Annotated in this window: 14 protein-coding genes and 1 tRNA gene; 4 read left to right on the top strand and 11 right to left on the bottom strand. The window is 38.8% G+C overall.

Annotation, left to right across the window (positions count from 1 at the left end):
* Positions 1–7: 7 nt before the first annotated feature.
* From JOC54_RS21425 to JOC54_RS21410, 4 genes are all read right to left on the bottom strand, one after another.
* A complete protein-coding gene (locus JOC54_RS21425) occupies positions 8–637 on the bottom strand; it encodes an ABC transporter permease (RefSeq protein ID WP_035421241.1) in 630 nt (209 codons plus the stop codon).
* Between the two features lie 113 nt (positions 638–750).
* On the bottom strand, positions 751–1551 hold the full coding sequence (gene tatC, locus JOC54_RS21420) for a twin-arginine translocase subunit TatC (RefSeq protein ID WP_239586871.1): 801 nt from the start codon (positions 1549–1551) through the stop codon (positions 751–753).
* On the bottom strand, positions 1511–1702 hold the full coding sequence (locus JOC54_RS21415; protein ID WP_035421243.1) for a twin-arginine translocase TatA/TatE family subunit: 192 nt from the start codon (positions 1700–1702) through the stop codon (positions 1511–1513). Before JOC54_RS21415 ends, tatC begins: the two co-directional genes overlap by 41 nt.
* Before the next feature lie 12 nt (positions 1703–1714).
* On the bottom strand, positions 1715–2350 hold the full coding sequence (locus tag JOC54_RS21410; RefSeq protein WP_035441153.1) for a redox-sensing transcriptional repressor Rex: 636 nt from the start codon (positions 2348–2350) through the stop codon (positions 1715–1717).
* A gap of 169 nt (positions 2351–2519) precedes the next feature.
* On the opposite strand from JOC54_RS21410, the gene JOC54_RS21405 reads away from it, so the two are divergent.
* Positions 2520–4445: an ABC transporter ATP-binding protein gene (locus JOC54_RS21405; protein WP_204469066.1), complete on the top strand. Its 1926-nt coding sequence runs from the start codon at positions 2520–2522 to the stop codon at positions 4443–4445.
* 19 nt (positions 4446–4464) lie between these two features.
* Here the strand turns inward: JOC54_RS21405 and tsaD are convergent, their stop codons facing one another.
* From tsaD to JOC54_RS21375, 6 genes are all read right to left on the bottom strand, one after another.
* Complete coding sequence (tsaD, locus tag JOC54_RS21400; protein WP_204469064.1) at positions 4465–5505, bottom strand: tRNA (adenosine(37)-N6)-threonylcarbamoyltransferase complex transferase subunit TsaD; 1041 nt, start codon at positions 5503–5505, stop codon at positions 4465–4467.
* Entirely contained in the window at positions 5483–5971 is a 489-nt protein-coding gene (rimI, locus tag JOC54_RS21395; protein ID WP_239586869.1) for a ribosomal protein S18-alanine N-acetyltransferase, read from the bottom strand. The genes tsaD and rimI overlap by 23 nt, the downstream gene beginning before the upstream one ends.
* Entirely contained in the window at positions 5943–6656 is a 714-nt protein-coding gene (tsaB, locus tag JOC54_RS21390; RefSeq protein ID WP_204469062.1) for a tRNA (adenosine(37)-N6)-threonylcarbamoyltransferase complex dimerization subunit type 1 TsaB, read from the bottom strand. Before tsaB ends, rimI begins: the two co-directional genes overlap by 29 nt.
* A complete protein-coding gene (tsaE, locus tag JOC54_RS21385; RefSeq protein ID WP_035421248.1) occupies positions 6653–7108 on the bottom strand; it encodes a tRNA (adenosine(37)-N6)-threonylcarbamoyltransferase complex ATPase subunit type 1 TsaE in 456 nt (151 codons plus the stop codon). Before tsaE ends, tsaB begins: the two co-directional genes overlap by 4 nt.
* Before the next feature lie 6 nt (positions 7109–7114).
* Entirely contained in the window at positions 7115–8104 is a 990-nt protein-coding gene (thiL, locus tag JOC54_RS21380; RefSeq protein WP_204469060.1) for a thiamine-phosphate kinase, read from the bottom strand.
* Between the two features lie 72 nt (positions 8105–8176).
* A tRNA-Met gene (locus tag JOC54_RS21375) sits at positions 8177–8250 on the bottom strand.
* A 167-nt stretch (positions 8251–8417) separates the two neighbouring features.
* Here JOC54_RS21375 and JOC54_RS21370 point away from each other — a divergent pair.
* Positions 8418–8561, top strand: coding sequence for a hypothetical protein (locus JOC54_RS21370; RefSeq protein ID WP_157684445.1), 144 nt, complete (start codon positions 8418–8420; stop codon positions 8559–8561).
* A gap of 42 nt (positions 8562–8603) precedes the next feature.
* On the opposite strand, the gene JOC54_RS21365 is transcribed toward JOC54_RS21370, so the two are convergent.
* Entirely contained in the window at positions 8604–9746 is a 1143-nt protein-coding gene (locus JOC54_RS21365; protein WP_204469058.1) for a trans-sulfuration enzyme family protein, read from the bottom strand.
* Between the two features lie 249 nt (positions 9747–9995).
* Between JOC54_RS21365 and JOC54_RS21360 the strand changes: the two genes are divergently transcribed.
* A complete protein-coding gene (locus JOC54_RS21360) occupies positions 9996–10706 on the top strand; it encodes an MgtC/SapB family protein (RefSeq protein WP_035421252.1) in 711 nt (236 codons plus the stop codon).
* Between the two features lie 69 nt (positions 10707–10775).
* Positions 10776–11399, top strand: coding sequence for a DedA family protein (locus tag JOC54_RS21355; RefSeq protein ID WP_204469056.1), 624 nt, complete (start codon positions 10776–10778; stop codon positions 11397–11399).
* Positions 11400–11965: the final 566 nt, after the last annotated feature.

Raw genomic sequence — 11965 nt, 5'->3', positions numbered from 1 at the left:
TTAAGTATTAAGCAAGACCTTTAGGCGTAAGCCATTTCTGAATAAATAGCAACACTGTATCAGCAATAATTGCAAGCAGAGAAACTAGCACAGCTCCAGCAATAATTGAGTACATGTCGCCTCTTGATATTCCTTGAACAATAAGTGAACCTAAGCCACCAGCACCAATAAATGCTGCAATAACGCCGATTCCAATATTCAATACAACTGCGGTTCGAATACCAGCCATAATAACAGGTAATCCATTTGGTAATTCCACTTTGATCAACCTTTGCATTTTTTTCATACCTAAACCGTTGGCTGCATCGATCACATTGGGATCAACATTTTTAATTCCGGTGTACGTATTACGAATAATTGGTAGCTGTGAGTAGAGGACAAGCGCCGTTAAGGCAGGAACAAATCCAATTCCTTGACCAATAATAGAAAAGAAAGGAATCATAATTCCAAAAAGCGCTAAACTAGGTACCGTCAATAAAATCGAGGCAGCCGCTAATACCGTTTCGGCTAATTTGTCATTCGTAGTTAAATAAATTCCTACACTTACTCCAATTACGATTGCAATAACAATGGCTATTCCGACTAGCATAATGTGCTCCATCGTTGAGTTAAACATCGATGTTGAATTAATTTGCACAAATTCTAAAAATTCCCCCAGATTAAACCCCTCCTTTAAGTGTATGAGAGTTAATACCCTCCTCTTAACAAAGTTAAACAAAAAACGACAAAAACGCGATCCGTTTTTGTCGTTTAGCCTTCTTTATTCTCTTTTTCTAGCGTTGTTTTATTATATTTTCGGTATGTCGCTCGAGAAATTGCAATGCTAATTTCATATAAAATAAGCATTGGAAACGTCACAAGTAAATGCGACATTAATTCAGGCGGTGTAATTAGGCCTGCAATAATTAAAAGAACAAAATAGGCATACTTTCTAATTTTACTTAAAAACGCTGGCGTTACAATACCTAACCTAGTCAAAAACATCACAATCACAGGTAGTTGAAACAGGAAACCAAACGGTATCGTTAACTGGAACAAAAATGAAAAATACTCATTAATTCCATACATCTCACTTATTTCTAAACGAGTAGCCATGTCACTCATAAAGCTCATGACAAATGGAATTAAGATGAAATAAGAAAAAGAAATTCCCGCAAGTAGCAATAAGAAGGAAATAGGTATATAAGCAAGCGTCGCTTTTTGTTCATTTTCTTTTAAACCAGGTGAGATAAAAGACCACAATTGATATAAAATGACCGGAATGATTAAAATGAGGGCCATAATCATAGCAAAATTCACATATACCCGCAAAGGGTCGGTTAATCGAAAAGCATGAAAAGGCATATCTACTGCCTGTGGCGCTTGTTGTAAAAAAGATATAACTGGAACAGCTAAAAAGAAACCGCCAATTAAAGCAGCAATAAAAAAGGCGAGGACCACAAAAATCCTGCGCCTTAATTCTTCAGCATGATCCATTAAAGACATATCTTCTAGTGGTCTGTCTCGCTTATTACGCTTTTTCTTTTTGGACGTTTGTTGATTTGTTGTCATCATCGTCATCCGCTAATCCTTTAGTGGCATTTTTAAATTCACGCAACGTGCTACCCGCTGCTTTACCAAGCTCTGGTAGTTTTTTCGGACCAAATATAAGCAGTGCCACAAGGGCAATGATAATAATACTTCCTCCTGATAGTGGTAACATCTTACTTCCTCCTTAAAGTGGATAATGTTTTAAAAAGTAAACAAGCGCTTGTAATTCTATTGCCAGGTCAATATGGTGAACCCTTATATGTTCTGGAACTGATAATCGTACGGGTGTGAAATTAAGTATGCCATTAATTCCTGCTTCAACTAACTTTTCAGCACTTTTTTGTGCTTGTGAAGCAGGTACAGTTAAGACCGCTATTGATGCACTTTTTAGACCAACGGTTTGTAGCTCGTCCCAATGATAAACTGGTACATCTCCTACTTTTGATCCTACTTTGATATCGTCAACATCAAAGGCATGGGTAATCACCGTATTATTACTTTTCGAGAAATTATATTGCAATAATGCAGTCCCTAAATTTCCAACGCCAACAAGTATAACATTTGTTCGCTCATCTTGATCTAGCGTTTCTCTAAAAAAAGAAAGCAGATACTGCACATTGTACCCATATCCCTTCTTTCCTAAAGCTCCAAAATAGGAAAAATCTCTGCGAATCGTAGCTGAATCAACTTTAACAGCTTGACTTAGCTCTGTAGAGGATACGCGTTGCTTTCCTGATGCGTGTAAATTCTCTAGAAACCGATAATAAAGCGGCAAGCGTTTGGCTGTTGCTTGTGGAATCTTTAGTTGTTCTGATTTCATGTCCGCCCCTTTCTGAGCATCACGTTGTCCTCACAACATGATTCTTCTCTATTGTACACCATTTTAGTTAAAATGAAAGAGCTGTCATGTGATGATTCCTTTTTGTTTTTTGAAATTTGATGTAAACTAAAAATAGAGACTAAATTATACGGATAAGGATTGACTTTTTATGATTGTACTACAATGTGTGAACGTTTCTAAAGCGTTTGGTGCGGAATCTATACTGGAAAATATTAAATTAGAGGTTCAATCCAGTGATAGAGTTGCACTTGTCGGACGAAACGGAGCAGGCAAGTCAACATTACTTAAAATGATCGTGAACGAATTAAGTTTAGACAGTGGTCAAATTATCATTCCTAAACATGTGGAAGTAGGCTATTTAGCCCAACATACGGGGTTACAATCGGAGAAAAGCATTTGGGATGAGATGTTAACCGTATTTGATTCCCTTCTAAAAATGGAAAAAACATTACGAAAGCTTGAAGAACAGATGACACAAGCAAGTGCGTTACATTCTACCGACTATGAAAAACTTTTGAACGAATATGATCAGCTTCAAACTGATTTTAAAGATCATGGAGGCTATCAGTATGAAGCAGACATACGAAGCGTACTTGCCGGACTTCATTTCCAGCAATTTGATTATAGCACGCGTATTCATACCCTTTCTGGCGGACAAAAAACGCGATTAGCATTAGCAAAGCTGCTACTATCTAAACCAGATTTACTTGTTTTGGATGAGCCAACCAACCATCTTGATATGGAAACGTTAACGTGGCTCGAACACTATTTATCTGGCTATCCTGGCGCGATTTTAATTGTGTCTCATGATCGCTATTTCTTAGACAAGCTTGCAACAAAAGTCGTTGAATTATCGCGGACAAAAACGACGAGCTACCGCGGGAACTACAGTCATTATTTAGATGAAAAAGCGAAGCGCTACGAACAAGACTTAAAACTATATGAGAAACAACAAGTGGAGATCGATAAACTAGAAACGTTTATCGCAAAAAACCTTGTTCGCGCTTCAACAACAAAACGAGCCCAGAGTCGCAGAAAACAACTTGAAAAGATGGAGAAGCTCGATCGTCCTGATTCTGGAGAGAAATCAGCTACCTTCTCTTTCACAATCGGAAGACAAACAGGTCATGATGTTTTACAAGTCCGTAACCTTGCTGCTGGCTATGACTCTCTTCCCGTTTTTAGCGGGTTAAATCTCTCCTTAACACGTGGGGAATCGGTCGGTTTAATTGGCGAAAATGGGGCGGGCAAATCAACACTCTTAAAAACTTTAACAAAGCAACTAAATTCCCATGAAGGTGTCATTCATTACGGGAGCAACGTCACAATTGGTTATTATGATCAAGAACAAGCAAAGCTGACAAGCAACAAAACGGTATTGCATGAAGTGTGGGATGAATTTCCAGCGACTCTTGAGAAAGACATTCGTGGGTTACTTGGACAATTTCTTTTCAGTGGAGATGATGTTTTAAAAACCGTCTCTTCATTGAGTGGCGGTGAGAAAGCTCGAGTCGCTTTGTCTAAGCTAATGATGCAGCAAGCGAACGTGCTCATCCTTGATGAACCTACGAACCACCTTGATCTAGACGCCAAAGAAATTCTCGAAACCGCATTAATTGATTATCCCGGTACGATTCTCTTTGTTTCACATGATCGTTATTTTATTGACAGGATTGCATCACGAATTATTGAGCTTGAATCGGGCCACGCAACTACTTACTTAGGTGACTATACGTATTACATTGAAAAAAAGCAGGAAACCGCGGAAAGAGCTTTGTTAGCTACTGAAAAAGAAAGTTCTCAACCAAATCTGGCAACATCCCAGTCAGATAAAGTTAGTTTTCAGCAAGAGAAAGAAGCCAAGCGAGTTGAACGTCAAAAAGAGCGTAGAATTTTGGCTATTGAGGAAGAACTTGACCAACTAGAAAACAAAAATAAACATTTAGAAGAACAACTAATCATTCCTGAAATCTATACGGATCATGAAAAAGCACAAGAAATACAAGCACAAATTAACGCAAACAATCAGTTGATTGATGAACGAATGGAAGAATGGGAAGACTTGCAAATGTAAAAGAAAACCCAGCTAACTACTAGGTTGAACTAGTTGTGCTGGGTTTTTCTTTTATATATGATTTTAATCGAATTCCTGGCCTGCCATTCATCGCCATATTACTCGTAGAATCATTAATCCACATTGAGTGGGCAACTGCTCCAATCATTGCAGCATTATCCGTACATAAGGACATCGGCGGAATGAGAAGATCGGCAGTTGAATTTTTCAAAGCTTGTTTTAAAGAAGCGCGGAGACCTTGATTTGCTGCTACTCCGCCTGCAAGTAAGACCTGCTTTACATCAAACTCCTTCTGAGCTCGAACCGTTTTCTCACAAAGAACATCAACAACGCTTTCTTGAAAGCCCTTAGCAAGTGCTGCCAAATCCGTTTCTATTCCTTTTTGCTTATCGTTATTTAACTTATTTAATACAGCTGATTTTAGACCGCTAAAGCTAAAATCATAACTGTCCTTTTCTAACCAAGAGCGTGGCAATTCGATTGACTTTGTTTCTGAATTGGCTAATTTCTCCAAGTTTGGTCCACCAGGATAAGGCAAACCCATCGCTCTTGCTGCTTTATCGTACGCTTCCCCCACAGCATCATCTCGAGTCTGGCCTATTTGATGAAATTGTCCATCTGATTCCATTAGTACTAATTCTGTGTGGCCACCAGATGCAACTAATGCAAGCAAGGGAAATTCAAGCTGCTGAACAAACTGATTCGCATAAATATGACCAGCTATATGATGGACGCCTATTAAGGGAATACTATGAGCAAAGGCAATTGCTTTTGCCGCATGAATGCCTACTAATAAGGCGCCTACGAGTCCAGGGCCCTCGGTCACAGCAACAGCGGTTAAATCCGAAAAACGGACTTCAGCTTTTTTCATTGCTTCTTCAATTACAACTGTGATCGTTTCCACATGATGCCGTGATGCTACTTCTGGGACGACTCCTCCAAAACGGGCATGGCTTTCCATCTGCGTAGCTACGACATTTGATAAAATAGTATCGCCATCGCGAATGACCGCAGCCGCCGTTTCATCGCAGCTCGTTTCAATTGCTAATATAATTGTCATTTAAATTCACCCACATTACCCACGCATCTTCTTGATTATCCGCATAGTATTTTTTCCGCACACCTACTTGGCTAAAACCTAGTTTGTGATATAACGATTGTGCTGGCGTATTTGATTCTCTCACTTCAAGCGAGAGATTTTTGGCATGTACGCCTCTTAACCATTGCATTACATATAATAAAATGTATTCTCCATATGATTGTCCACGATGCTCAGTAAGGATTGCAATATTGGTAATTTGTGCCTCATCCATTACTTTCCAAAGACCACAATAGCCAATAATGTGACCTTTTAATTCTAAAACAAAATAATACGCAAATTTATTTTTTGATACCTCTGAGATAAATGCTTCTCTTGTCCAAGGTGTCGGAAAAGCGTCTCTCTCAACAATCAACACCGCGTCAATGTCTTCAATATCCATTTTCCGAATGGAGACACTAGCGCTTGTTCCTTTTTTCTTTAGCATCCTGCCAGTTCACCTCCGCCTCAGGTAAACGCAGATATTCAGGTACAAATTGATGAACCTGTTCTTCTGGCAACGCATTGTTTGCTAACAAAGACAATTCCCCAGGTCGAGCACTCGCAAGCATTGAGTTTACATAAAAAGCACGTTTCCCTAGTGCTTCATCGATTGTTTGTTTGAATTTGGTTACGTCATCACCAACAAAAAGGACGGGTTCCTGTGTCTCCTTTAATAGAGAAAACAATTCGGTTATTGACTGATGTTTTTCTTCATTTATTACCGTAAGCTTACCAACAGCTGCTTGTTTAAAGACGCTTGCAAAAACGGTATTTCGTCTAGCATCAATGATGGGGACAACTAGTCCATTAAAATATTTTCCAGCCTGTGCCATCATCGTTAATGTGGAGATCGAAATAAGTGGAATATTTAGCGTCCACGCGAGTGTTTTGGCAGATGTAGCAGCCATACGAACTCCTGTATACGAGCCCGGCCCTTTGGCTACAGCAATATAGTCGAGTTCATTAGGTGTCATTTGAACTTCGTTTAATAATGCCTCAACTGCTGGCATCAGCCGAAGCGCGTGATTGACTTTAAGATTTGTCATATGTTCGGCGACCACCTCTTCCCCGACACTGATTGCCACACCAAGTCGATAAGAAGAAGTATCTAGAGCTAATCCTTTTTTCATTTTCGTAACTCCTCAATCCGCTTTTCGTATTCAAGTCCTATTCCACCAATAATGATTTCCCGTTGTTGATCATCTATTTTTCGAATTTCACAAGTAAATCGAGCCCTCGGGATGATATCTTCGATGATCTGTGGCCATTCGACTACTGTCACACCCGAACCATAAAAATATTCTTCTAAACCAAGATCATACGCTTCTTCACCAGCTCTGTACACATCCATATGATACAAGGACAAGCTGCCTGCATATTCTTTAATGATCGTAAAGGTTGGGCTCGTAACCACCGTATCGATTTCCAGTGCTTTTGCAACCCCTTTTGTAAAATGGGTTTTACCTGCACCTAAATCACCTTCAAGAGTAATGCAGTCACCAGATACTAACTTCATTCCTAGTTGATACGCAATCTCCATTGTCTCTTCAACAGAATGACTTTGCATAATCCATTGTTTCACTGTATATCACCCACGTTTAAAATGATTATAACCGCCCATCTCTAAGGGCAGTTCTTTGTCTCCATCATCTAAAAAAACAGCCGGCTTTCCTTCTCGTACAACGCCTACTGGAAAAAGCGAGAATCCTATTGCCTTTGCCTGCTTTTGTAGTACTTCATACTGTTCAGCTGATGTTGTTCCCACAAGCTGAAAATCTTCTCCACCATTTAAACTCCATTTTACTCTTTTTTCAAGTGAAACGTCTAACTGAGGAGACAATTTGACAATATGTGCTTTGTTTAAAATCACCTGAACATTGCTTGCTACTGCGATTTCAAAAATTTCACTGGATAAACCATCACTTATATCATTTAAAGACATTCGCTGATTTGACTGACTGAATAATTCGCCTAACTCAACTTGAGGCATTGGTTCTTGATGCATTTTCACATAGCTTAATTCATTACTAGAAAAATGACCATCCTTGGTTCGTTCGTTTAAAAGATCAAACCCAGCTGCAGATCCACCAATCGGACCAGTTACAAACACAATGTCATCTTTTCTTGCGCTAGTTCTCTTTATCGCGCTGCCCGAAGCGACCGTGCCAATGGCCGTAACAGTTATAACAAGGCTTTGCTCGATGGACACTGTGTCACCACCAATAAGATCCATTTTGAATTGCTTGCCAAGCTCTGACATCCCCCGATAAATTTCTCTCAAATGATCTTCCGTCCACGTAGGAGGAACCGCAATTGTTGTAAGGTAGAATCTAGGTGTTGCACCCATTGCTGCTAAATCACTAATATTAATTGCAAGGGCCTTTCTTCCAATTTGAACCGGCTCCATTGTATCCTTGCGAAAATGAATGCCTTCAACCATTGTATCGACACAGACCACCTGGTCCACCGATGAGTCGCTTTCATATACGGCTGCATCATCACCAATTCCAATTCTTAAAGACTGCTGTTGTATATGATTTGGAATGATACTTTTTATAAAGGAAAATTCATCTTTCATATTCAACACTCTCCTTATTAAAGTATTAAAAAACATCAAAAAAAACCGAGACATCGTCTCGGTTTCTCGGTATTGCGGGGGGCGGATTTGAACCACCGACCTTCGGGTTATGAGCCCGACGAGCTACCAGACTGCTCCACCCCGCGTCGCTATATAATTTACAGTATCTCTTTCGACAAAAATAAATATACCATACCTTTAAAAGCATTGCAACCATTAATTAAAAAATAAATAGTTGTATTCTTTATGACTTAGGAGTATAGTAAATAAACATTAAGACTTTAACAGATTGAGACTAGAAGGAGATGCTAGTATGAAACGTGGATTGCGCTTAATTTTTCTTGCACCAGTTGCTTTTGTGTTAGGGGTGTTGCTTCTACCGGTTTTTATAGCAACCGATGTCGCTTTGTTTTCACAATTTGTTGAATCTATTATTATAGGAAACCAAAAACATTAAGACAGTTTTAAAAGCATCGGCAAAGAGCCGATGCTTTTTATTTTACGTAGTTGCGATTGTTAGCGCTTTTTGAAATTCTGTTCGAATATCCCTGCTATCCTCGATGCCGACAGATACTCGAACATGCTGTTTTCCTATACCAAGCTTGTCCCTTAAAGCTTGAGGAACTGAACGATGTGACGTGTGAAGAGGATACGAAATCGATGTTTCTACCCCTGCAAGTGTAGGAGCAATTTTTACAAATGAAAAGGATTTAAAAAAAGTATCTACGTCGATATTGTCAGCCAATTGAATGCTTAACATCGCTCCATTTCCTTTGCTTGATACGTTTTCCGGATAGTACACATGATCGATCTCATCTAGACTTTTTAAATAGCTAGCTAATTCCTTCGCGTTAGCACATTGTCTGTCCATTCTTAAGGAGAGTGTCTTTAGCCCTCTACACGCTAACCAAGCTTCGAATGGACTAAGATTACAACCCATTGAAATAACACGCTTTTTGGCGATTTCAACTAAGTCACTTCTTCCTGTTATGACCCCCGCCGTTACATCACTATGCCCGCCAATATATTTTGTAGCGCTGTGAACGACAAGGTCTGCTCCCAAAACAAAAGGTTGTATTAGATAAGGTGTCGCAAATGTATTATCAGCAATTACAACGAGCTCGTGTTCTTTAGACTTCTTAATTAAAGCAGGTAAATCCTCAACTCGTACTAAAGGATTGGTAATTGATTCACAGAAAATTGCTTTCGTATTCTTTTTTATAACTGAATTTAATTCTTCTAAATTAAGTACGAAACTGACCTCGATACCGAACAAATTTAATTCGTCTTCTAACAAAGAATACGTGCCTCCATATACATCCAGCATTGCAATCAGATGATCACCTGTTTTACAAACTGAGAGGATCGCACACATAATGGCAGACATTCCTGATGAAGTGGCAACTCCTGACTCTGCTCCTTCAAGTAAAGCGATGCCCTCACCAAGATCATTTGTATTAGGATTCCCATACCTTGAATATAGAAACTCTTTTTCACCTGTAAAATACTGCTCCATATCAGTTAAACTTTCAAAAACAAAAGCCGACGTTTGATAAATCGGTCTTGCTTTACTGGTATTTCGTTCAATTTGCTTATCAACAAAATGAACTGCATTGGTATTAAAATGCCTATTTCTCTCCATTAATCAATTTCCCTCTCTTTCTCTGTACGTTCATTAAACAAAAATGACTTGACTACTATTGCTATAATTAAGATAATAATCCTTTTATTAATGAATAGTCACTATAAGATTCAACTCTATTTACTGTTTATTCACGCTATAAAAGTTAAACTGATTTTACTATAACTTGATTTGTTCCACAACTTCTTTAGAATGATTTAGCAATCTCAGAAATAAAATAAATGATCAATGAAAATGAAGGTGATTTAGATGGGGTTAGTATTAATTAAATTATGTGCAGCATTGTTTTCAGGCTTCTTAATCGGGATTGATCGGCAAATTAAGCACAAACCATTAGGGTTAAAAACAAGCATGGTCATTTGTATTGCAAGTTGCTTAATCACCATTGTCTCAGTTGAAGCCTATTTACATTTCTCCACTGCTGAAGGAAGCAATCCAAACATGGATCCGATGCGTCTAGCAGCTCAGATTGTCAGTGGTGTTGGTTTTTTAGGAGCAGGTGTTATTTTAAGAAGAAGCAATGACGTTATCTCGGGATTAACAACCGCTGCGATGATTTGGGCTGCTTCAGGGATTGGTATCGCGATTGGCGCTGGTTTTTATGTGGAAGCATTGTTTACCGTTCTGCTCATTCTTATCGCAGTTAATATTATTCCAGCATTTCTAAAAATAATTGGGCCAACATCTCTGAGTCAAACAGATGTGTCGCTCAAAGTAATTATGGCAGAAGGTGCAGTGACAACTCACCTTATTAAAAGTCTTCAACACAAGGAAAGCACTTGGAAAGCAAGAAAAGCACGTAATATTATTATTCATGATGTGAAAATTAAAGATATAGAAGATAAATGCCAACAACTGGATTTAGCACTCTCCATTCCTAGAACCATGTACATGACGCAACTTTATGACAAAGTTAAAAAAATTGAACACGTTAAATCTGTTGCTATTGAGCAAAAATGATAAAATTTCTGGCAAAAGCACAATGCCTTGTATATACTAAAATTAATTACTTTTTTTAGGATGAACTATATGGATATGGTGAAAGAATTTATTATTCAGTATGGCTATTTTGGTGTTTTTTTTACATTAGTTGCAGGAATATTAGGGATTCCGATTCCTGATGAGGTCTTGCTCATCTCATTGGGTTATTTATCTTATATTGAATATTTTCATATCATCCCAACGATCATTGTAGCGTTAATCGGTTCTTTCGTTGGGATGTCATTGTCATACTTTTTAGGAATCAAATTAGGGGCGCCTTTTTTAGAAAAGTATGGTCCCAAGTTTTATTTATCGATTAAACGGCAAAACCATGTAAGTCAACTTTTACAGAAACACGGTAAGTGGATCGTATTATTGGGGTTTTTTATACCAGGCGTTCGGCATTTGACAGGGTACTTATCGGGCATTAGCCGCTTGCACTATTCAACCTATGCGATTTTAACAGCAGTTGGGTCACTCTTATGGGCTCCCTTATTTATTTTCAGCGGGTATGCTTTAGGTATACGATGGTTAGATATTCGAGAAAGTGTGCTCTCTCATAAGATGCTATATATGTCTGTTTTTTTTAGCCTATTCATTCTTCTAATTGTTACGTATATTACTTATAAACACTATTCTGCTAACAAGGGGCGAGAAAAACTTAAAGGGTAATTCTTCTCATAAAAAAATTAGATTACCTATCAAAAGTCTGAGCCTTTCTTCTTGTTTGAAGTAGCACTCTTTTGTTCGCGATGGATTTAGAATAAGACACCTTTTCAGGTGTCTTTCTCATTGCCCCGCAACGTTGTTGGCTCCGCGGTGGTCTCCTACGGGGACGCTAAGTCATGATACTGTTGCTTCGAAGCGACTTCATGATGGTTTACGAAAACAACCCCTCCGTCTCACAGGGGAACACGTTGCTTTTTCGATGAAGACGATTCATGATGTTTTCTTATAAAGTGGGTTATTCTTGATATTTGTGTATTAACCTTCATTCTTGCTCCTTCTTCGAAGTAGCGGCTCTTTTGCTTTGTGGAGAATCAAAAAAAGACACCTTTTCAGGTGTCTTTCTCATTGCCCGGCAACGTTCTTGGCTCCGCGGTGGTTTCCTACGGGGATGCTGAATCATGATGCTGTTGCTTCGAAGCGACTTCATGATGGTTTACGAAAACAACCCCTCCGTCTCACAGGGGAGCACGTTGCTTTCTCGGTGAAGACGATTCATGATGTTTTCTTAT

This window comes from Shouchella xiaoxiensis, assembly GCF_016907895.1.
In the GTDB taxonomy this organism is placed as follows: domain Bacteria; phylum Bacillota; class Bacilli; order Bacillales; family Bacillaceae_D; genus Shouchella; species Shouchella xiaoxiensis.
Note: the sequence above shows the minus strand (reverse complement) of the source record. Positions and strands in the feature narration are given on the sequence as shown.